21 protein-coding genes and 3 pseudogenes are annotated in these 23593 nt (G+C 27.9%); 20 read left to right on the top strand and 4 right to left on the bottom strand.

Annotated elements, in window-relative coordinates:
• The first annotated feature begins 24 nt into the window (after nt 1–24).
• Nucleotides 25–792: a hypothetical protein gene (locus tag FQB35_RS12890; RefSeq protein WP_207707307.1), complete on the top strand. Its 768-nt coding sequence runs from the start codon at nt 25–27 to the stop codon at nt 790–792.
• 371 nt (nt 793–1163) lie between these two features.
• On the opposite strand, the pseudogene istB reads toward FQB35_RS12890, so the two are convergent.
• The 4 genes and pseudogenes from istB to FQB35_RS15955 all read right to left on the bottom strand — a co-directional run.
• Nucleotides 1164–1871, bottom strand: a pseudogene (gene istB, locus FQB35_RS12885) (IS21-like element helper ATPase IstB); the annotation flags it as partial.
• Nucleotides 1872–1922: 51 nt separating this feature from the next.
• Nucleotides 1923–3506 (bottom strand): annotated as a pseudogene (gene istA, locus FQB35_RS12880) (IS21 family transposase).
• Nucleotides 3507–3588: 82 nt separating this feature from the next.
• Nucleotides 3589–3666: a hypothetical protein gene (locus FQB35_RS12875; protein ID WP_231701911.1), complete on the bottom strand. Its 78-nt coding sequence runs from the start codon at nt 3664–3666 to the stop codon at nt 3589–3591.
• The gene (locus FQB35_RS15955; protein WP_168198353.1) at nt 3666–3833 is read right to left on the bottom strand and encodes a hypothetical protein; all 168 of its coding nucleotides are present in this window, start codon (nt 3831–3833) and stop codon (nt 3666–3668) included. Before FQB35_RS15955 ends, FQB35_RS12875 begins: the two co-directional genes overlap by 1 nt.
• A 165-nt stretch (nt 3834–3998) precedes the next feature.
• Here FQB35_RS15955 and FQB35_RS12870 point away from each other — a divergent pair, with 165 nt between their 5' ends.
• The 19 genes and pseudogenes from FQB35_RS12870 to FQB35_RS12785 all read left to right on the top strand — a co-directional run bounded on the left by FQB35_RS12870 (nt 3999) and on the right by FQB35_RS12785 (nt 23338).
• Nucleotides 3999–4961, top strand: a complete 963-nt coding sequence (locus FQB35_RS12870) for an Rpn family recombination-promoting nuclease/putative transposase (protein ID WP_148810310.1) — start codon at nt 3999–4001, stop codon at nt 4959–4961.
• Nucleotides 4962–5226: 265 nt separating this feature from the next.
• A complete protein-coding gene (locus FQB35_RS12865; RefSeq protein WP_148810309.1) occupies nt 5227–6240 on the top strand; it encodes a PDDEXK family nuclease in 1014 nt (337 codons plus the stop codon).
• A 57-nt stretch (nt 6241–6297) separates the two neighbouring features.
• Nucleotides 6298–6366, top strand: a pseudogene (locus FQB35_RS16675) (CPCC family cysteine-rich protein); the annotation flags it as partial.
• A 150-nt stretch (nt 6367–6516) separates the two neighbouring features.
• Complete coding sequence (locus FQB35_RS12855) at nt 6517–7047, top strand: hypothetical protein (protein ID WP_148810308.1); 531 nt, start codon at nt 6517–6519, stop codon at nt 7045–7047.
• Nucleotides 7048–7424: 377 nt separating this feature from the next.
• Nucleotides 7425–8540 carry a PDDEXK family nuclease gene (locus FQB35_RS12850; protein WP_231701800.1) on the top strand — a complete coding sequence of 372 codons (1116 nt, stop codon included), beginning with the start codon at nt 7425–7427 and terminating at the stop codon, nt 8538–8540.
• Nucleotides 8541–9141: 601 nt separating this feature from the next.
• Nucleotides 9142–10695, top strand: coding sequence for a murein biosynthesis integral membrane protein MurJ (gene murJ, locus FQB35_RS12845; protein WP_148810307.1), 1554 nt, complete (start codon nt 9142–9144; stop codon nt 10693–10695).
• A 25-nt stretch (nt 10696–10720) separates the two neighbouring features.
• Entirely contained in the window at nt 10721–11248 is a 528-nt protein-coding gene (locus tag FQB35_RS12840; RefSeq protein ID WP_231701799.1) for a phosphatase PAP2 family protein, read from the top strand.
• A gap of 136 nt (nt 11249–11384) precedes the next feature.
• Nucleotides 11385–12065, top strand: a complete 681-nt coding sequence (locus FQB35_RS12835; RefSeq protein ID WP_148810306.1) for a DUF5680 domain-containing protein — start codon at nt 11385–11387, stop codon at nt 12063–12065.
• Nucleotides 12066–12129: 64 nt separating this feature from the next.
• On the top strand, nt 12130–12660 hold the full coding sequence (locus FQB35_RS12830) for a PadR family transcriptional regulator (protein ID WP_148810305.1): 531 nt from the start codon (nt 12130–12132) through the stop codon (nt 12658–12660).
• Between the two features lie 35 nt (nt 12661–12695).
• Nucleotides 12696–12857 carry a hypothetical protein gene (locus FQB35_RS15950; RefSeq protein ID WP_168198188.1) on the top strand — a complete coding sequence of 54 codons (162 nt, stop codon included), beginning with the start codon at nt 12696–12698 and terminating at the stop codon, nt 12855–12857.
• The gene (locus FQB35_RS12825; RefSeq protein WP_148810853.1) at nt 12854–13033 is read left to right on the top strand and encodes a carboxymuconolactone decarboxylase family protein; all 180 of its coding nucleotides are present in this window, start codon (nt 12854–12856) and stop codon (nt 13031–13033) included. The genes FQB35_RS15950 and FQB35_RS12825 overlap by 4 nt, the downstream gene beginning before the upstream one ends.
• 141 nt (nt 13034–13174) lie before the next feature.
• A complete protein-coding gene (locus FQB35_RS12820) occupies nt 13175–13591 on the top strand; it encodes a YjdF family protein (RefSeq protein WP_148810304.1) in 417 nt (138 codons plus the stop codon).
• Between the two features lie 234 nt (nt 13592–13825).
• A complete protein-coding gene (locus FQB35_RS12815) occupies nt 13826–14533 on the top strand; it encodes a response regulator transcription factor (RefSeq protein ID WP_148810303.1) in 708 nt (235 codons plus the stop codon).
• The gene (locus tag FQB35_RS12810; protein WP_148810302.1) at nt 14526–15449 is read left to right on the top strand and encodes a sensor histidine kinase; all 924 of its coding nucleotides are present in this window, start codon (nt 14526–14528) and stop codon (nt 15447–15449) included. The genes FQB35_RS12815 and FQB35_RS12810 overlap by 8 nt, the downstream gene beginning before the upstream one ends.
• Before the next feature lie 86 nt (nt 15450–15535).
• Complete coding sequence (locus FQB35_RS12805) at nt 15536–16456, top strand: ABC transporter ATP-binding protein (protein ID WP_148810301.1); 921 nt, start codon at nt 15536–15538, stop codon at nt 16454–16456.
• The gene (locus FQB35_RS12800; protein WP_148810300.1) at nt 16449–17189 is read left to right on the top strand and encodes an ABC transporter permease; all 741 of its coding nucleotides are present in this window, start codon (nt 16449–16451) and stop codon (nt 17187–17189) included. The genes FQB35_RS12805 and FQB35_RS12800 overlap by 8 nt, the downstream gene beginning before the upstream one ends.
• 279 nt (nt 17190–17468) lie before the next feature.
• The gene (locus tag FQB35_RS12795; protein WP_148810299.1) at nt 17469–20369 is read left to right on the top strand and encodes an AAA domain-containing protein; all 2901 of its coding nucleotides are present in this window, start codon (nt 17469–17471) and stop codon (nt 20367–20369) included.
• 229 nt (nt 20370–20598) lie between these two features.
• Nucleotides 20599–22005, top strand: coding sequence for a GNAT family N-acetyltransferase (locus tag FQB35_RS12790; RefSeq protein WP_148810298.1), 1407 nt, complete (start codon nt 20599–20601; stop codon nt 22003–22005).
• 112 nt (nt 22006–22117) lie between these two features.
• The gene (locus FQB35_RS12785; protein ID WP_148810297.1) at nt 22118–23338 is read left to right on the top strand and encodes a hypothetical protein; all 1221 of its coding nucleotides are present in this window, start codon (nt 22118–22120) and stop codon (nt 23336–23338) included.
• The last annotated feature ends 255 nt before the right edge of the window (nt 23339–23593 follow it).

Genomic DNA, 23593 nt, shown 5'->3' with positions numbered 1-23593 from the left:
TAATAAATAATTAAAGTGATTAAAATGATAAAAGCTTATCTTGATTGGGACTTTATTAGTATACCTAACTACTTTGAATTATATAAGAAAAACCCTCATATTTTTCAAGCAATTTTTTATGTTGATTTAGATTATTATATGGAATTAATGCCAGAAGATATTAAAGAAGAATATCTAAAAATTAAACAAAAAGTTTTAATGTATTCAAATACTGAAGAGAGTAAAGTGCTTACATTTAGGGAAAAGAAAAAAGAAGAATTCGATAAAGAAATAGAATATATTATCAATGATTTTAGACATTACATTGAGAATAAAAAAGGATACAAACTCCTTAAAAATGATAATAATAGTTCGGCAAAGAAAGAAAAAAGTAGTCAATATTATTTTTGGATTATAGCGGAGATACACTGTAAAGCAAAGAATTTAGATTTATCTCCAGAGATAGATACTGGGAGAGGACCAGTAGATTTTAAGATTTCATATGGTAATAAGTTTAGAGTACTGATTGAGGTTAAATTGGCTAGTAATTCAGATTTGATTCATGGTTTAGAGATACAAACTGTGCAATATATGAAATCTGGCGAAATTTATGAGTCTTATTACTTAGTTATAATTAATGAGGATTCAGAGTTTAAAAAAGTTGAAAAAATAAAAGTTTTAGCTAAAGAAATTAATTTGAAATATAATATAAAAGTAACTCCCATATTTATTGATGCTAGAGATAATAAATCATCTGCATCAAAACTACCTAAAGAAGAATTTGATAATTTAAAATTTAATAATAGAGATTAACCTATAGAATTAAAAATATAATATCCATCCCATTAAAAGACAGTATTTATTTTATAGCTATGTCAATCAACTTGATAATAATACATATTATTAAAGTACCTTCAAATGAAGGTACTTTTGCTCATTAACATTCTGGTAATGTTACGACAGTTTGAATGTTTCTAACAAACTGTCTATAAATTATGTGTTATGTGCTATTCATTTCAACACATACTTTATGCTTAGAGTTATAAGTTTAAAAATTTATAGATTTATTGGTTTTTGGCACTAGATAGTTAAAATGCCTTTTTTATCTAATCTTAGGAAGTGTATTTGTCAACTGAAAAAATCCCTAAATACTCATTGAATTTTCCCCTAGCGGAGTTAAAAAATTATTGGCTTTCAAGCCATAATTTTGTCTCTTTTAATCTATAGGAATTGCCATTCATATTCACTATGTATGATTTATGAGTTAGCCTATCAATCATTGCTGCTGTCATCACAGGATCTTTAAATATCTCATCCCATCTTTCAAAAGAAAGATTTGTAGTTATTATTGTTGATTTTCTACCAGCTCTTAACGATAGATAGGCAAAAAGTAGTTCTGAAGCCTCCTTATCAAAAGAGATATAGCCTAATTCATCAGCAATAATTAAATCATATTTCTCAAATCTGTTTTCAAATGCTCGTAGAGTTTTTTCTGATCTACTTTCCTTTAATTGATTTACTAATAAGGGAATCGTTGTAAATAGCACGTTATATCCCGCATTACAAGCTTTTATTCCTAATCCTATAGCCATATGTGTTTTACCTGTTCCAGGGTTACCTGCTAAAATAATATTCTGACCTGTATTAATAAATTCTAAAGATGAAAATATCTTAACTTTCTTTCTAGCATCTTCTGGAAGATCATCTATCATTAAATCCTCAATATATTTCTTATAGGGAAATTTAGCCTTTCTAATCCTACTTTTTCGACCATTTTCTTTTCGTAAATCATATTCTTTTTCAAGCAAATCATATAAAAACTCATCGTGTATCTTGTTTTTTATATTTGCTTCAGTAATATCTTCTTTAAAGTATTTTGAAATGTATGGTAGCTTAAGTTCTTTTGAAAAACAAAGTTATCTTCTTATGGATATCTTTTTTATTCATATGATTTTAGCCTCCTCGTGAAAGGCTACACATGAATTTTTTACAAGATTGCCGTATTCACTTAATATTAGCTTTGATTTTTCTTCTATCTCTGTAGTCCTTTCATCATTTTTTATGGTAAATATATCGTCATTCCTATTGCATAACATTTTTATCTTTTCAGTATTAACGCCCGTAGGGCTTAGATTCTCAAGTTCTTTAATTGCAGATAGAATTTTTTCTAAACTTTTTTGACTAATTAATTCAAGAAGCTCTACAAAATCCTTCGGATTTTCGGTATAATACTTATGATATATCGTTTGAAGCGAGGGATTCATTTGTTGCAGTGCAGTGCTTGAATGAAGTGCCCCAGGCTTCTTTTTTATTGTATTTATATAATGTTCAATTTTAATGTTCTACGTATGATTTCTATAATTTCTTTGATGCTCTGATACCAATGTGTTGTTATGATAAATAAATATTTTTTCAGGATATATTTTTACAAATACAAATCTACCAACTAAAAAATCTGGCACTGAATACTTGTTCTCATCAATACTTATTACAGAATATTTATTTACTCTAAGTTCGCATGTTCTAGCTATATCATAACTAGGCAATGATTTAAGCAAATGTGGTTTTTCTTCATTCAATAATTCCTTCGGACTTTTATTTCCATTATGCTTAGATTTTTTAGAGTTAAGTTTTTCAAGTTCCATTGCAAGATAGTTATTAGCTTCTTCAAGATCTCTAAAATCATCTTTTTTACCATAGACCTTTCTTCTTATATATTCAACACTTCTTTCAACGTGCCCCTTTTCATTACCCTTGCGGGTATTACAAAATCGATATTTAAATCCATAGTAAAGAGATAGTTTAAGAAGATCATCAGTATGTTCTTTTTCACTTTTGTTTATAAATTTTTTTACAGCAACTTTCATATTGTCATATACAATAGTTGCATAGATACCTTCAATCTGATTGAAAAATTTTACATGAGCGTCTAAGAAGTTTTCCATCTTCTGATTATGATATAAATTTGCATATCTATAATTTCCTTTAGCAGTAGTAAATACAGCCATTTGAAATGTTTTTGGTTGCCCATTGATTGTTAGTTTTATATACCCCCAGTCAAATTCACAAATTTCTCCTAGTTGGTATTCTTGTCTTATATAAGCTTCTTTACCTTCTTCTAGTTTTGATCGAATATATCTATTTACAGTAGAATAGCTTATATCATAACCTTCTTCTACTAGACATTCATGTATATCGATTTTTTTCTTTTGTTGTTTGCTTCTGCCTGTTGCTTTTTTTATCTCATTTTCTTTTAAGAAAAAATCAATCCTTTCTATTATGTCTTTGGTTAATTTTCTTTTAGTTCTATTACTAGAATCATATTTAGGTGGTGATACGATGTCTGCAATGATTTCATTACTATGATCATCAGTATTAAGAAGATCATGTTTCTTTTTTTCATATTCTGTGATATATTTTCTGATAGTTTTTCTTGCAATTCCAGTATCTCTGTGAATTTGCCATTGAGATTTCCCTTCTCTAAAATGCGATAAGATAATTTCTTGTTTTTGCACTAACGTAATCATTCCCTTATCCTCCCTATGAAGTATCATAGGGTTATTTTATATTTCCTCTAGGGAATTTTCCAATGATTTTACTAGGGTAATTTTAGATTATCATAAACATCATACATTTTGAAATATCATTAGTATTTTCCTTAATAAGTAGATGTACATGGTTATCCATCAAACAATATGCATAGAGTATAAATTCTTGTTCTTTTTTTTATCTTTTAAAATACTTAAAAATTTGATTTTGTCTTCATCGTCATTGAAAATATTTTTTCTTTCATTACCCCGAATCATAATGTGGTATATACCTTTATTACTAAGTATGCGACTATATCTTGGCATAGTATTTCCCTCCTTATATATTAGATGTAAATATAATTTGTAATTATTTTAATGATTATTCATGTGACAGGGGATGGTTCTTTGCCCTGTCATACTTTTGACAAAATGTTGAGAGGGCTTATTTGTATGGTATAATAAGAATATACCAAAGAAGATGGTGATTAGATGGAAAAAGATAAGAAGTTATATAATGAACATGATTTAGGATATAAGCATATACTTTCGCATAAAAAGAATTTCATAGATTTTTTAAGAAGTTTTGTAAAAAAAGAATGGGTAGACTTAATAGAAGAAGAAAATTTAATACTAATAGACAAAGAATTTATACAAGAAGACTTTAAAGAGGAAGAAGCGGATATAGTATATAAAGTGAATATAGATGGAAAAGACATAATATTTTATGTATTATTAGAGTTACAATCGAGAGTAGACTTTAGAATGCCAATAAGGCTTTTGATGTATATGACAGAGATATGGAGAGATGAGCTTAAAAATACAGAAGAAAATATAAAGAAGAGAAAAAAGTATAGATTACCAGTAATAGTACCTATAGTACTATATAATGGAAAAAATAGATGGACAGCAGTGAGAAGTTTTAAAGAAATATTAAATGGATATGAATTATTCGAAGAAAATGTTGTAGACTTTAAATATTTATTATTCGATGTAAATAGAATGGATAAAGAAGAATTACTTAAGATAGCAAATGTAGTAAGTAGTGTATTTTTATTAGATCAAGATGTAGAAATAGAAGAAATAATAAAAAGACTTAAGTTAATAGGGAGAATAATAAGAAGTAATGCGACAAAGGAGCAGGAAAAGTCATTTAGGAGTTGGCTATTAAATATATTTAAGAATAGATTTGAAGGAGATAAAAGAGATAATATATATAAATTACTGACAGAAGTATCAGAAATGGAGGTGGATGATATGGTGAGTAATTTAGGAAGAAAGCTAGAAGAAGAATTTAAGCATAGAGAAAAAAAGGGGATCCAGCAAGGAATCCAGCAAGGAAAGAAAGAAATGGTAAGGAATTTATTGCTATTAGGAGTAGATATTGAAAAAATTATAAAGGCATCAGAATTAAGTAAAGAAGATATAGAAAAAATAAAAAGAGAAATTAATTAAATATGACAGGTTAGCTAATAAAATAAACTCGCAATAACTAAAAATAATAAAGTCATACTAAGGGAAATAAAGTTGTAATAAAAGTCATGTGATTTTGGGCTGAAAATGCCTAAAAGTGTATGGCTTTTTTTAATATGGGAGCAGTAGGGGAAAGGTTTAAGTTATGTGGTATTTATAAAAATGTTAAGCTCTAATTTATACAAAATTATACATAAAATAAATATTAAAATTATAAGAAGATAGTTGTATTGGGGGAGATGTTAGGATGAATTTATTAGAAAAAGATATAGAAGATATTATATATAATTCACCGTGGTTATTAGATGAGCGTTATGTTATTCCGAAGATTAAAGGAAGCAGAGATGAATTTGGAAGGCAAATTAATATTGGCAGGAATGGGCTGAATAGATACATTGATTTATTGTTTAAGGATACTAGAGATAATAGACCTGTTATTGTAGAGCTGAAGAAGGAAAGTCTAATAAGAGAAAACATTGCTCAAATACTTGAATATAGAGCATTAGTAGTTTCTATGGATGACGAAAATAAAATAAAGTGGCAAAATGAATTTGGACAAAATTATTATTGTCCTAAATTAATACTTGTTGGAACATCAGCTTCAGAAGAAGTAAAAATAAGCGCTAATTTATCAGGAGTTGAAATAAGGTCTTTAGTCGGAATAGAAGATTTAGAAGTGAATTTTAGAGATATTAATGATATAAATGATAAATTGAATAATTGGAATAGATTTTTAAATACTGGCAATAGGACTCTTGAAGATAGAGACGAATGGATAGAAGAAATATATGATTGGATAAAAGATATAGTAGATGAATATGGAAATGAAGAAGTAACTACGATTAATAAGCTGTGTACAACATCTTCAAGAAATGCATGGATTACAGATATAGTATTTCCATTTATAAATATTCCTCTTTATTATAAAGACAGGTGCTTATGTGGATTATATGAATACTATGATGAAGAAATAAGTTTTTCTGATGAGTATATTTACTTTGATTTCGCAGTACAAAGTATTCGATATAATGAATATGAAAATGATGAAGTGCTAGAAGAAATGGAGAATAAGGTAAATGAATTATTGATTAATAAGGAATACAATATTTTAAACTTTGAGGATGGAATTGCAACTGTAAAAATATCACGAAGTATTCTGAATGATTATAATGAATTTAAGGATGTTTTAATTCCATTAATTGATGATGCTGTCTATATAAATGATGAGATAATTGAAATTTTTGGCGATATTGAAGAATAGAGTTTGTAATAATAAGGGGAAAAAAATAGATGTAAGATAACTTATTAATGTTGTAGATATAAAATACTAGATGAAGAAATACCAGGTACTTATAGTATATGTCCTATTTGCTATTGGGAAGAATAAGATGAATGCCTATAAATGAATTGATAAAAATATTTAAAGCTTTTGATTTACAACTAGGAAAGATACTTGATTTATACAATGTAACTTATAGATATACTTATGAAAATTAGGATGTATGGCTAAACAAGAAGTTTAAATAGGTGATAAAAAGTGATTAATTGGGAATGGAATGAAGCTGATATTTTAGAAAAAAATCAACAGTGGAATGAAGCAAGAACATATATTTATACTAAATGGATGGAAAATCAACTAGATTTAAAAGTAACAATTAGATTAGGATTTCTATGTTGGTACATTTTGGTTGAATGGGATTGTATAAATTCAGAAGGAGTAAATCAAGAAAAATTTGAGAATAGTTTAAAAGAGGTAACTCAATTTGGATTAATGAATTTTAGTGAAGAGATTGAATTTTTATGGATATTTGGTTATATGATATCTATGTTTCCTTATTATTTTGGAGATTATGAGGAGATGGAACAATTAGGTATAGAAATGTTAAGAAAGGCACATCATTTGGATACTAGTGACTCAATTGTTAAGATGGTATATTTAGGGCATAATTATAATGAAAATCCTAAAGAATATGAAAAATCTTGTAAAATGTCAAAGCTATTAATAGTTGATAGATTTAAAGGTGAAGGTATTCTTGCTGAATATTTTAGAGAAGTATTAAATCGTTAGAGTCTTTCATTTAGAGCAAAGCTCAATAAAAAAATTATTGAATTTGCATAAATGGAAAGGTTCTTTTTTTTTGTTTGTTTAAAAATCAAATTTTGATTGGAGGGTAAATATGGCAAAGCATAAAGGAGATCGGACAAAGTAGAAAAAAGAAAGATTTATACGGGAGGGGCGTGGAACTGGTGAAGGCAGTGAGTATAAAACTTGGATGCATATTCAAGATTTGCCTTCATTAGGTCGTGTGAGTAGAGTACTAGGTTGGAAAACAAATAGAATCTACCATTTATAACTCAACTATATGCAAAAATGTAAGATTCTAGATTTCAATGTAGAATATCAATACAGAAAACACTTGATACAATAATAGAAATAGGCATAAAATGAAACTATGGCTAGATATATTTTTTATGATGAGTTTATTCACAGTTATTGTAATTACTTACTTATTTAAAAAGAATTTGATAAATTTGATGAAACTAGAATTTGGAGGTAAATTTATGTTGATTCCTGTAAATATAAATAGTTCAATTGAAGTAAATAACTTAGATATAGAGATTTTGCAATTTAAGGATTTAGGTATCAAAGAAGAACATATTGAAGATTTTTTAAGAAAAAATATTGAGATAATCATTGATGATGAAACTTTATTGGTAATTGGGAGACAAGTTAGAAATATAGAAAAAGGCAGAAGTGATTTAACAGCAATAGATAAAGATGGGAACTTGGTTTTAATTGAAATAAAAAGAGATTTAGATGACATTAAAATTAGAAAAGAACCCTTTGAATTTCAAGCTATTAGATATGCTGCAAGTTATGCAAAAATAAAAAATGTTGACGAAGCAGTAGAAAAAATATTTGTACCGTACATATTAAAGTACAACGATGAGTTTGAATTAGGGGAATTAACCCCTGAAGAGAAAGGAAAGAGGATATTAAATGAATTTCTTGAAAAGAACAATGCCTTAAAGACATTTAATAAAAAGCAGAGGATTATTTTAGTTGCTTCAGGTTTTGATGCCCAAACTTTATCGGCAGTAGCTTGGTTAATTGAAAATGGTGTTGATATAAACTGTATTGAGATTGTTCCAGTGAAAATAGGTGAGCAAATGCTATTACAGTCAAATCAGATATTGCCATTGCAAAAATTGGATGACTACTATGTTGAAATAGAGGATAAAAATACTACTACAAGTGGACAAAGTAAAATAACTAGAAAATATTTACCTAGAATGAATAAGCTGTTTGAATGGGGGATCATTAAAGCTGGAGATATGGTTGAAATTAAGAATTATCCTAATTCAGAGGCAAAGGTTATTGATATTCAAAAGGTTGAGTACAAAGATGAAGTAATGTCTTTTAACCAATGGGGAGAAAAAGTAACGGAGTGGTCATCTGTAAATATCTATGAATGGACTATTTTAAAAGGAAGTAATAAGACACTGCATGAATTAAGAATGGAAAAGATGGAAGAACTACAAAATGATAAGTTAGATTAATATAGGGATAGAGGATGTATAAAATAATAAAAAATCAAGAAGATTATATATCCTAATAGTATCAAAGGAATTTACATATAAAGTTGAACAAGAATATGTTATTCCTAGTAGAACTAAATATAAAATATCGAAGATTGTGTTGAATTTATGAAACTGTTTAAAGTTTTTGCAGACCTAATAAGGATTTATTGTTGATGCAATATCTCTAACAAGGTCTGCTTTTATTTAAAATTATCAATTGCTTATCAAAAAAATCTCTTTGAGCTGCAATATGTTGTCCAAAACCTAATTTGTCTTTTAAAGATAATAACTCAGCTAATCCTTCTAGGGGAAGAAAACAAAGTTTATTTCTACTAAAGTTAGGTTGGATAACTGCTAATTTTGAATTTTCTATTATATTATTGTAAGATTGACCTTCACTAACAATGATTGAGTATATGGGCTGATTCTCTACATTACAAAATCGATTTAAATAGGATGTTATTAGTAATATGCTTAATAAGTATTGCTTGTTATTATATATATACTAGGTATAATAATAGAGAAAAGCAAAAATAAAATATGTATTAATAAAAATAGGAACTATGAAATGAGGGTTTAAATGGCAAGACTTAATGGGACAACGAAAACAGTAACAATTGTTATGGTGATTATGATATTAAGTAGACTTTTAGGTTTTATTCGTGAAGTTATAATGACAAATACCTTTGGTAGAGGGATAGAAACGGATGCTTTTTTTGCTGCATTTACTATACCTGATTTGATGTATACTCTACTTGTTGGAGGAGCATTAAGTGCAGCATTTATTCCTGTATTTACAAGTTATTTAGCTACAGAAGGGGAAAAAGAGGCTTGGAAAGTAGGATCCTCTTTTATAAATTTAGTTGTTTTTGCATTAGTTATTATATCAATACTAGGTATTTTGTTTGCTAAGTATTTAGTTCCATTTGTTGCATATGGTTTTAAAGGAGAACAGCTAGCACTTACTATCAAATTAACTCGTTTTATGTTTCCAGCAGTAACTTTTACTGCTCTTGCAGGATTAACATCAGGTATTTTACAAGCATATAAGCAATTTTATGTTTCTTATATAGGACCTATTCTATATAATATAGGGATTATTTTTGGAACAATTTTTTTATCACAATATTTTGGAATTATCGGTACAGCTATAGGTGTAATTATAGGTGCTATAACTAATTTTTTATTTCAATTTTTCTTTGCTAAAAATAAAATGCAGTATTATTATCTAGGTTTTGACTTTAAGCATCCTGGTATACGAAAGATTTTTAAGTTAATTCTTCCTACTCTGATTGGGCTATCAGTAAATCAAGTTAGTCTTATTGTGAATCAGAATATTGCTTCATTACTAGATACAGGAAGTATTACAGCATTAAGATTAGCTAATCGGATTATTCAACTACCTTTAGGGATATTTGCAGTAAGTATTGCAAGTGTAATTTTTCCAACTATTACTTCTCAAATTGCAAGAGGAGAATTTGAAAAGTTTAAATATACTTTTTCATTAGGAATGAGAAATATTTTATTTATTATTATACCGTCGGCTGTTGGATTATTTGTACTAAGAATGCCTTTGATAAGATTATTATTTGTAAATGGAGCTTTTACAGAACACGATGCATTTATAACAGCTCAGGTGCTACTCTATTATACCCCAGGCTTAGTTACACAAGCAGGTATACAAATATTAATTCGAGGTTTTTATGCAAATCATGATACAAAGACACCATTAAAGGTTAGTATTATTTCTGTTATATCAAATATATTATTTAATATTGTTTTTGTTAAATATACTTCCTTTGGTGTTAAGGGATTAGCTTTTGTATATTCTACAACAAGTTTTATGAATATGGTCATATTGTATTATATTTTTAGCAAAAGGATGGATGGAATAAAAGACAAAGAAATATTCATATCTATAGGAAAAACACTTTTAGCGTGTATTGGAATGGGGCTCGTTGTTGCAAGTGTAAATATGTATTTAACAAAATTTATCAATCCGTTTGATAAGTATTTACAAATATTTCAAATAGGAATATCAAGTATAACTGGTGTAGGAATATTTGTATTAATAGCTTATTTACTAAAAATGGAAGAATTAAGGCGAGTAGTAAAAATATTATTACGAAAATAAATAGATAAAATAAGGAGTTGGTAAGGTGTATATTATTCATGAGCTAGATATGCGTTTATTACAAGTAATTCATGATTATACACAAAGTGCGATATTAGATAAAATCATGCCAGTAATTACCCATTTAGGAGACAAAGGAATGATTTGGATTATATTATCCTGCGTACTAATGATGAGTAAGAAGTATAGAAAAGTAGGTATATTGTCCATAGTAGCACTTGTATTGAGTACAGTGATTGGAGAGGCATTTCTTAAGCACATAATTGGACGTACAAGACCTTTTTTAGAAGTACCTGATATTCATCTTTTAATAAAAAAACCATTAACTTATGCATTTCCTTCTGGTCATACAACATCTTCCTTTGCTGTTGCTGGTGTGATCTCAAATAAATTAGAATTATATCGCATACCCTTTATGTTATTGGCTATACTTATTGCTTTTTCTAGATTATATTTATTTGTACATTATCCAACGGATATATTAGCAGGAATTGCTCTAGGGTTAGGGTGTTCACGAATTACTTTAAAGTTGTTTGATAGAAAAGAATATTAAGAAGGTTGTGAGGTATGCATAAGGTGGAATTTGAATGTTACATTCTAATATAGCAACTGATAGTTGTCAAATTTGTTATTACTGATTGGTAGAAATAGGGTTACTGTTATTTTATACTTAGATAGAGGTGATGGAAATGAAATTTCAAGATAAGTTACAGGTATTAAGAAAACAAAAAGGAATGTCTCAAGAGAAACTAGCAGAAAAAATTGGGATATCAAGACAAGCAGTTGCAAAATGGGAAGCAGGACAATCATATCCTGATATGAATAAATTAATTATTTTAAGTGATTTATTTAGAATAAGTATTGATAAACTTGTTAAAAATTATGATGACGAAAATTGCTTATATGGATATACAAAACAAGATCATTATATAGATGAAAAAGTAATAGATTTTCTATGTCGTGCCAAAAAATCTACGTATGCAGGTAAAGGATTAGAAAGTACGTCTTCTAGACCTAATTCACATGATTTTCAATATGTAGAAAATGATTTAAAGTATATTGATACATACTTGGGTGGAGAAAAATTTGCTGGAGAAGAAGCTTTGTGGTGCAATGATTTCCCGTTCTGGTCGATGAATTATATTGGACGAATTATTGCTGATGGCTTTTCTGGAGATTTCTTGAAAGAATGTTTATTATTAGTACCGAAAGAATATCCGTATCGAGGGCCATTAGTATACCAAAATGGAGAATATAAGTATCACTGTATAGTAAATGGAAAATTTGAGTGGTTTAATGGTTATGAAGAGATATTCTATAATGATATAAAAGTGTATGAATGTATTTTTCATGGTGGTTGCATTAAATGATAATATCCTATTTACAAATAGATATTACAATGCTATTCTAATATTAGAATACTGGAGGTGGAATATGACAGAGATTGAAATAATCTTATTAGCGCTTTTGCATGATAAAGATTATTATGCATATGAAATTGAAACTATTATTGAACAAAGAAATATGAGAGAGTGGACAAATATAGGATTTTCTTCTATTTATAATTCTTTGAACAAACTTGAAAAGAAAGGATTTATAAATTCAAGATATGAGAAGGAATATGGCTCACCTAGAAGGAAAGTATATTCCATAAAGGATGAAACAAGAAGGATTGTAAAAGAATATATTATTAAAATGTTAAGTGAATATAATCGTGATTCAAGCAAATTTGATATTGGTATGTCATTTTCCTATTTAATTTCAAAAAAAGAATTTTATGAAGCATTAATAAGTCGTAAAGAAAATCTAATAAAAAGAAAAATGTTTATAATTGAAAAATATAATCAGCATCCATCAGCGAAGAAAAGACCTTATATAAAGGCATTATTTGAAAGACCTATAGCATGCATAGGTGTTGAAATCGATTGGCTAGATAATTTTATAAAAGAAAATTTTTTTAAATAGCTATTCTATAGATAGAATAGCAAGGAGGTTTAATTGTGTGTAAAGAATGTTATAGTGATAATCCAAGAGCTACTCCTTTAATTAATCAAGAGCATTGCTTAAAAAATCATACTCAATATATATGTTCAACTTGTGGTAGATGTATATGTATTGAAAGAGATAAAAAAAGAGGAGTTCAGAGGAACTTGCCTATATAGCAGTTTTAGCAGCAACTAGATTAGAAAGTGGTATACCATTTCATATAAAACAGGCAAAGGAAAATGGAGCAAGCAGAGAAGAAATAATAAGTGCCATATTAGTAGGATTACCAGTAGTAGGAAATGTGGTGACTTCATCACTTCCAATTGCATTAGAGGCTTATGATAGTGAATAGATTCATATAATAAATTATGGAGATAAAAACACCGTTTCGGTTGGTAGTCCGAACCTATCTATAATGAATAGATAGCAGTAACCTTCCCTCCTGGGGTTGTCCATTCTCCATTTACGATTATTTATCAGGAGGTATTTAAAAATGAAAATAAGCAGTAAATTGACAGTTTTATTTGAAGAGCCTTTCTGGATAGGTATATATGAAAGGACTTATAATGGGAAATATGAAGTTTCAAGAATTGTATTTGGTTCAGAACCTAAGGATTATGAGGTATATGAGTTTATATTAAAAGAATTTAATAATATAAAATTTTCTAGTCCAATTTCTACAAATAAGAAAAAGGATAAAAAGATAAATCCTAAAAGACTTCAAAGAAAAATAAAAAAAGAACTTAAAAACAAAGGAGTTGGAACAAAGGCTCAAATTGCAATAAAACTTCAATATGAATCTAATAAAATAGAAAAGAAAAAGATATCAAAAGAGAGAAAAATAGAGGAGCAAAGAAGAAAGTTTCAAATGAAACAACAAAAGAAAAAAGCTAAGCATAGAGGACATTAGAAACAGAACTTGATAAACTCGTAATAAAAGCTATGTGATTTTTGGTATAAAATGCCTAAAATTGCATGGCTTTTTGTATGAGGGGGAAGGTTTATGGTATAGGGAACAATAAATTATGGAAAGGAAATTAAGAAGAATTTATTTTACATATGCTTAATTATTGAAGAATATGGTAAAATATATAAATGCTTTTATGACATAAAGGAGAAAGTTTTTTAAAAGGGGGATAAAAGTATGGAGATTATAAATATTTTAGTGGTTGAAGATGATGAAGCCATCAATCAGCTTATTTGCACGACTTTAAAAAAAGCAGGATACAGAGTAGATGCAGCTATGGATGGAGAAGAGGCTTTACTTAAATATAAAGAAAAAAATTATCATATGATCCTACTAGATCTTATGATTCCTAAAATAGATGGAATAGAAGTTATGAGGAGAATAAGAGTAGAAAGTATTGTCCCTATTATCATCTTATCTGCAAGGGATGAAGAGATAGATAAAATCCTAGGACTTAGGATGGGGGCAGATGATTATATGATAAAGCCGTTTTCTACAGCAGAGCTTTTAGCAAGAGTAGGATCAACAATTCGAAGAAGTTTTTATTTTAAAGAATCGAGTATAGCAAAAGAAGAAAAAATTATTTATGGAGATATTTCTTTAGATGTAAATAATTATGAAGTTAGAAAAAAAGGAGAAAAGCTTGCCCTTACAAGGAAAGAGTTTGAAATATTAAAGCTTTTTTTTAAGAATCCTAATAGAGTGTTTACAAAACAACAAATATTTCAGCATGTTTGGAGAGATGATTATATAGGGGATGAAAATACAGTTATGGTACATATAAGAAGATTAAGATCAAAAATAGAGGAAAATTCTTCAAATCCTAAAATTATTGTAACGGTTTGGGGCATAGGCTATAAGCTTGGAGAGATAAAAAATGACTAAGGGGATTATTTTGATTTTAAGCACTATCTGTATGTTTTTGAGTTTAATACTTTTTAAGCAAAATAAACAAATCAAAAAAATAAATAAAGTGCTTATGCAAATAGAAAAAGGAAACTTTAATCAAAGAGTAAGGCTAAATACTAATAATAGAAATATGGAGAAATTATGTGAAACAATTAATATACTCGTCAATAAATTTCAAAAAATTCTTATTGAATATAAAAAAATAGAAGAATCAAGGAAAAAAATTATTTCAAATATTTCTCATGATCTAAGAACACCCCTTACTTCTCTTTTAGGATATATAGAAGCCATAAAAAATGATCCAACCCTAAGGGAAGAAGAAAAAGAAAAATATATAGAGGTTGTTTATTCAAAAGGAAAGCTTCTTCATGTACTTTTGGAAGATTTTTTTGCGTTATCAAAGATTGAATCTAATGATGATGTATTAAATTTTGAGAAAATAAATATTTGTGAATCAGTAAGAATGAGTATACTTACGTTTTATGAAGATTTTACAAAAAATAATATTATTCCAGAGATTCAGTTGCCAGATGAACAGGTATTTATATCAGGAGATGAAAAAAGCATTCATAGAATATTAAATAATCTTTTATCGAATGCTTTAAAATATGGAAAAGATGGAGGAAAAATAGGTATTGAGATCAAAAAAGAAAAGGAGTTTGTAAGGATTATTGTTTGGGATAATGGAAAAGGAATTCCTAATAATGAGATTCCTCATATATTTGAACGATTATATACCCTAGAGGATTCAAGAAATACTCATCTTCAAGGAAATGGGCTAGGGCTTACCATCGTAAAAAAACTTATAGAAAAGCATGGTGGAAAGATTTATGTGAGTAGTATTCCCTATAAAAAAACGGAGTTTTCATTTACCTTTCCTTTAGTTCAATAAAATATGATTTAAGAAATTTGTAAGATTCATGTTAAAGCCATGTAAGCTTTATAGGATATCCTATAATCAGAAGGGAAGGGATATATATGGAATATGTATTAAAAACGGTGAATTTAACGAAAAAATATAAAAACAAAACAGCCGTAGACAACTTAAATATCCATATTAAGAAAGGAGAAATTTATGGATTTTTAGGAGAAAATGGAGCAGGAAAAACAACCACTATTAGGATGATTATGGGGCTTGTAAAGCCAACGGGCGGGAGTATTGAAATCTTTGGGGAAAATATTACTTCAAAGAAAAATCAATACCTAGAAAGAATCGGATCAATCATAGAATTTCCAGGTTTTTATCCAAATTTAACAGCTAAAGAAAATTTAGAGATTCATAGAAGACTCATGGGGGTACAGGGAAAAAAATGTATAGATGAGGCTTTGGATATATCTGGAATAACTCAGGCTAAAAATAGAAAAGTGAAGGAATTTTCTTTAGGGATGAAGCAGAGACTTGGTATTGCAAGAGCGCTACTTCATCATCCAGAGTTACTTATTTTAGATGAGCCTACCAATGGATTAGATCCCATTGGCATAAAAGAAATAAGAGAGTTGATACTAGAGTTGTCTAGTAAAAAGAATATAACGGTTCTAATATCTAGTCATAATTTAAGTGAGATACAGCAAATAGCTACCACTATTGGTATTATTCATGAGGGGAGATTAATAGAGGAGATTGATTTTCATACTCTTCAAAACAAAAATAGACATTATATAAAAATAAAGGTAAGTGATGATAAAAAAGCAGCTATGCTTCTTGAAGAAAAATTAGGGATTTTTGATTATATGGTTATTGAAAAAAATATTTTAAGAGTATATGAAAAACTCTCTGATGTTGAAAAAATCAACCGAATTTTTATACAAAATCATGTGAATGTGAGTGAGATTGGATTGATGAAAGATAGCTTAGAGGATTATTTTTTAAAGGTTACTGGGGGTGAAGGGTGTGCTTAATCTACTATATACAGAAGTTTTAAAGTTGAAAAGAGCGAAGATTATGTGGTTATTGCCTATCGGAGGCTTACTTCCAACTTTATTGAGTCTAATAATCATTATAAATAATTTGAAAAATTATAATATACATTGGGAATCAGCTTTTAAAAATAATTTTGTATTTATGACTTTGATTATGGGGGTTGCTTTGTTTTCGTTGATTTCAGGATATGTATTTTCAAGAGAGTATACGGAAAATACAGCAAATACCTTATATACTTATCCAGTAGATAAATCTAAATTTATTTTTGCAAAATTAATGGTGATTTTTATTATGATTTATATTACTTTAGCTATAAATTATGTGTCTTTATTGGTTGGAGGCATGATGTTAATTAAAGAACCAATGACGGGAAGTTTACTTATAGATACTATGAAAAGTCAATTATTAATAGGAATTATGTTTTTTGCATTATCTCCAGTAAGTGCTCTTTTAGGAGTAATAGGAAAAAATGTTATTCCTCCTATTGTATTAGGAATTAGTGGGGTGATTACAAATATTGTAGTAGTAAATTCAAAATATATATTTCTTTTTCCATGGAGTATTCCAACAGCTTATATTTTTAGAGAGAATGTAGATAATCCTGGATTAGCTTATATAAATGCAGGAATCATTTTAACAGGAATGTTTATCATTTTCTTGATTGGATTAATAGGATATTTGAAAAAAAAAGATGTATATGCTGGATCATAATGATACGTAAAGCAGGCAAGGGCGAATAATAGTTTTCATACTTTGAAACTCTCTTATATACTTTATACTGAAGTATATAAGAGAGTTTCAGTTTTTATTTGCTTTTATTATTTAATGGAATAAATAGAGAAATTCAATAGATATTTTTTATTGGAGAAATATGTATATTAATGGATTGTTATGTTGATATAATGAAATATATAGAATATAATGGAAGATATTACATAATAGAAATAAATATATATGAGTATATAGGATAATTAAAGGCTTGGTGAGGTAATGAGTAGCAAGATAAAAGAAATAACGAATTACTTAAGAAGTGCAGTTGCAGCACAGGTTAATAGATGCATTGAGTTTAAAGAGGATAACTATTTCTATTTTCCATTTGAACATTTGATGAAAGGTGTAATAGATAAGAATATTTTTATAGAGTTTTCGAGAGATAGTAAATTAGATAAAACTATAGAATTTATAGATGTAATACTTGTTGGAAAAACAGTAAGAACAATTTTTGATTCACAAGAGAAAATGAGTAGTGATTTTGAGGATTTAACAGGAATATATTATATACCTGCTAAATTAAGTAAAGAAGGATTATTATTTTATAATCAGAATAAACTACCTTGGATACCGAGAATATTTCTTTATCCGATGGTGGAACCTAAATTATCTATAGGAAAAAAAGAGGTATATGATGAGTTTATGAGTGATAATATAGGTAGAATTCATAAAATAAAGTCATGGAATGATTATATAACTTTTGTAAAAGATTTATACGAGAGTGTTACTGGTAATGATTTTATGAGTAATACTATCAACGATACGAAATTAGAGAAACAAGTGTATATAATAAAAGATGATACAATAAATGCAATACGTCCTATATTAGATTTATACGAGTATTTGTTAAAGGAAAATTTCACGGGAAAACTATACGAGAACTTTATTGATATTGAATCAAAGATGGTACAACCATTAATTAATAATTCTCTTGAAAATATGAAAAAACACCATGGGCAGATGGGCGGAAAATACTACTTATCAAAATCTCAAAGAGAATGTATTAATCATTTTAATAATATGGTAGAGGGAGAAATACTTGCAGTAAATGGTCCACCTGGTACTGGGAAAACTAAGATGCTCCAATCAGTTGTTGCAACTATGTATGTTGAATGTGCTTTAAGAAAAGAAAAAGCACCATTAATTGTAGCTTCATCAACAAATAATCAGGCTGTTACTAATATAATTGAGTCTTTTGGAGATATTGATAAACAAGGATTAGAAAATTTAGAACAACGATGGATTTTAGGTGTTGAAAGTTTTGCTGTTTATTTTCCTTCATTATCTAAAGAGGAAGAAGCTTATAAGAAGGGGTATCAGTATACAGACCAAAGAGGTAAAAGCTTTATATCGTGTATTGAGAGTAAAGAAAATATTCAAGCTTCTGAAAAAAAAATGCTTAAATGCTGTAGTGAGTATTTCAAAAAAAATTTTGACAATGTTAAACAATGCAAAGAAATATTACATAAGACATTATTAGAGATTGATGAAATAAGAGAAAAATTATTAATTATTTCAAGTCAAATAGAAGAATTACAAATAGGAGATAGAACATTAGATAAGTTTATAGAGGATTTAGAAAATGAAATTAAAACTATAAAAGATGATATAGATTCAAAAAGTAAAAGAGTAGAAGAATGGTTGCAGCATTTTAAAGAAATGCCAATATGGTTTAAATTATTTAGATTTCTGAAATGTATTAAAAAAAGAATATACTCTAAAAATAGGTTGTTCATTCAACTAGATGAAGAGGATTTTATTTCAGAAAACATGACTTTTGCAGACATAGAGGAAAAATATAGTTATCTTATAAAAGATTTAAGAAGAAAACGTAATGACTTAGATAGGCTCAATAATAAGGTCAAAGGAATTAAAGTTGAGTACAATAAATGTAATAATGCTTTAGAAAAACTTAATATAGGTATAAAAGATAGAATGGATGAAAGTAATACTAATTTAAATGATATGAATAATTTAATGGATCAAACCCTTAGATATATTGAGTTTTGGTTATCAGTTCACTACTATGAATGTAGATGGATTGAAGGAGAGGACCAATTAAGTGATAAGCAAAAAGGTAAGAACTATAAGAATGTGCTAGAACAATTATTTAATAGATTAAGTATGATAACTCCTTGTTATGTAATGACATTTTATCAATTACCAAAAGTTTTTAAGTATTATATAAAAGATAAAGGTGATGGTTTTCTTTATGAACACATTGATTTGCTAATTGTGGATGAGGCTGGGCAAGTATCACCAGAAATAGCAGCCTGTTCCTTTTCTCTTGCTAAAAAGGCTCTTGTTGTTGGTGATACTCATCAAATAGAACCTGTGTGGAGTGTAAATAGTTTACTAGATACTGCATTAGCTATGGAGCATAATGTTATAGATAATAAATTAGAATTTGAAAAGCTTGATAATTGTGGTTTGAATGCATCTAGTTCTAGTGTGATGAAAGTTGCATCAGTTAGGTGCAACTATAAGAAATATGGAAATGGTGGTTTGTTTTTAAGCGAGCATAGAAGATGTTATAATGAGATAATTTCTTATTGTAATGATTTAGTATACGATGGACGTCTTGAGCCTATGAGAGGTCTAGGTGCTTTAGACTCTGAGTATACTTTAAAAGATATACCACATATGGGATATATGCAAATAGATACAGAAAGATCTTCTAAAATTGGAGGAAGTAGGTATAACTTAAATGAAATTGAAGCTATAGCTATGTGGATTAACCAAAATTTTGAACGTATTAAGTTAGCTTATCCAGATAAAGATGAGAAAAATTTGATAGGGATAATAACACCGTTTAAAGCTCAAGAAATACTGATGAAGAGAGAGTTTAAAAAGTTATTATCATTTGACATTAGAAAATATATTAGCTATGGTACCGTACATACATTTCAGGGGGCTGAAAGGCAAATTATTATTATGTCAACAGTATACGGCAGATTAGATGGATGTTACTTTATTGATATAAAAGAGAGCATGTTGAATGTTGCAGTTTCACGTGCAAAAGATAGCTTTTTGGTTTTTGGAGACATTAATTGCCTTGATAAATCAAAGAAAAAAGCTAGTGGTTTATTACGTAGTTACATAGAAAATAAAAAAATATAAAAAGGAGTTAAAATCTATTTATAAAGTTTAATATCTAAATGATTTCATATATATGTTAAGGTTTAAGTTTACTATTATAGATTTAATAATAAATAAATGACAGGGGACAGTTCTTCAAATTAAACTTGAACTTGTATAAATTAATAACAATAAATTGACTTTACCCTTACAGGAAAGTTTATTATTTAAATAGAAATGATAATTAAATTTTTGAAAGGGGGAAACGCTTATGAGTAAGAGCATTATGGAAATCACATGGGAAGAGTTAGAGATGATTGACAAGGAAAAGGCAGTTATGTTTATTACTTTTGCACCAATAGAGGAACATGGTAAACACTTACCCTTAGGTGTTGATGTATTTCAATCAAAGCAATGGGAAGAAGAAACGATAAAATTATTGGAGGATGAGTTTAGCGACTATGAGTTTTTGATTATGCCACCATTACCATTTGGATATGGTAATATAGTCGGTTTTCCCGGTAATCTTCACTTAAAACAAGATACAATAAAAAGAGTAGCATATGAGGTAATAGAAAATGTAGTTAATTGGGGAATGAAAAATATAGTAATAATAGCTGGTCATGCAGAACCAAAGCATCTTATAGCAATTGAAGAAGCCTGTGATGAAATTAATACTAAATATGGAGTATGTGCATTTTCTCCTATGGGCGCAATTTTTTCTAATGAAAAATTGAGACTGAATATAAGACATGATCATGAAATAGAAAAATTACTCAATAAATATCCAAATGATTTCCATGCAGGATGGATTGAGACTTCTAATATGTTGGATATAAAAAGCAGGTTAGTTAAAGCAAGTTATCCTGAACAACCAGATATATGTATTAATCATGAGGATATGGTATGTCCAGAAAAAGTATCAGAAAAAATTAAAGGCTTTGGACATATGGGGTATCCCAAAATAGCAAGTGCTAAACTAGGGGAATTATTAAATGATTGGATGACACAAACGTTATTTGAAGCAATAAGGGCTTTTATTATAAGAGATAATTATCAAATATATGAACATCATTTTCTTTATAATAATCCATTTTTTAGAACAAGTAATATAGTGACAGGGAACCGTCCCCTGTCACATATGAAAGAAATAATATTAAGGAATGGGAATAAACTGATTATAAGAAAGGCTACTTCAGAGGATGCAGAAAAAACAGCAAATTATAAGACTGTTATAGCTGGGGAATCGGATTTTTTAACATTTGGAGAGAATGAAATAGCGATAACTACTGAAAAAGAAAGGGAAAGTATTGAATCAATAAATTGCAAAGATAATTCAATAATGATAATAGCATTACTTGATGATGAAATTGTAGGTTTGATTGTTTTTAGGGGTGGTGATAGAGTCAGAGTAAGACATGTTGGGGAAATTGGAGTAACCGTAAGAAAATCTCATTGGGGGTTAGGGATTGGAAGTTTTCTTTTTGAATTTCTGATTGAATGGGCGAAACAAACAGGAATCATTAGAAAAATGAATTTACGAGTTAGAACTGATAATGAAAATGCAATCAAATTGTATGAGAAGTATGGTTTTAAGAAAGAAGGTATTCTTAAAAGAGATTTTTATATAAATGGAATATTTTATGATTCTATAAGCATGGGGTTACTAATTGATTAATTTATAATAAGGGGTAAGGTAATAATGTATACTGTTTGAGAGAAGAAGTATTATTAATAGATAATAGTAGGTTAACCGTCCCTTTTGGCTGATAAAGCAGTGGAGGAAAAATATGAATAAAAAAGATTTAAGTATTATTGATATTAGAAAGTATACGGGTTCAGAGACTGAAATATTAGATTTTGAAGATGGAGAGATAATATTTATTAAAAATAACAAAGTGAACAATAAATATTATTATAGTATGAATAATTATATAGTCGAAACGGATACAGTAGAAGAAATATATAATTATGAAATTTTAGAATCAGAATTTTATAGTCAGCATACTTATGTCATTGGACAAGATATTATTATAATCAAGATGAATTTTAGAAATAGAGTAGAAGTAGATGTATTATGTAAAAAATCTAAAAAGATTAAATCAAAGCATTGCTTTAAAGTCAATGAGGAAGTGACTTCAATTCCAATAATTATTAACAGTCGTTATTTTATGTTTTTTACAGATGTAGATGAAATGTATGCGAAAGAGTATATGCGATATAAAGAGAAAGGGTATCATAATTTTCTTTATTTGTGCGATTTGATAAAAGATAAAATATATATTATAAAGGATTTAAAAATAGTAAATGGAATTTCGGTAGTACATGGATTACTTGAGTTGCTTCCTATATTTTTACATAAAAATAAAGAATATTTAATTTTTAATGAAGTCTACATGAGTGATTATGAATATGAAGATGTTTATGATGAAATAAAAGAAAATAAATTAAATAAAGATTTGGTTACAGCTATAGAAGCATTGTATGTAATTAGTGTAGATGATTTTGTAGAAGCTATCAAAGATGGAGAAGAAAATATACCTTTTAAAGAAATAAAAAGAAGATATTTAAACGGGTGGGTAAGATATATAGAGATGGATGAAGATAATATATATTTTAGAGAAAAGGACTTTGAAACTCAGATTGAAAAGAAATATGCAGTAAATAAATTAAATTTTGAGTCTATAGTTTTGTGTGAAATAGACCATAAAGAAATTACAGGAAATTTGTGTTATGGTGATAGGATATATGAAATAATAGAATCAGATGATTATATTAGGCTTAGAGGAATTTATAATTGTGATTATAATTTGTGTTTTAAAAATGATAAAAATGTATTTGTGGAAGAATTTATAAATGATAGATATTTTATTACTACTCAATGGATTGAAGATGAAGAAGATAATTATTTTGAGTTTGTTTATATTATAGATGCTAAAGATAATAATACTACTAAATATACTGGAACCTGTAAAATTTATAATAGTTGTATAATTATTTATGATAGTTAATGAAATCATTATAATTGAGAAAAATTACAGTGACAATTTAGTCTACTGTGATTTTTTTGTTTTAAATGCAAAATATAATTTATATAATGCAATATATAATTTACATTAAGCTATGTATTGCTATATGTAAAGAGTTTGGTAAAACTTTAAATGATATCTTTTGGGAGGAATGATATAATGAAAAGAATTCAAGATGAAAGGATTATTGCAGAAAAGAGAAAATATAAGAATAGTGACAGGGAACCGTCCCCTGTC

Origin of the sequence: Crassaminicella thermophila, from assembly GCF_008152325.1 — a bacterium.
GTDB classification, from domain to species: Bacteria; Bacillota; Clostridia; order Peptostreptococcales; family Thermotaleaceae; genus Crassaminicella_A; species Crassaminicella_A thermophila.
This window is presented reverse-complemented; position numbering and strand designations above follow the sequence as displayed.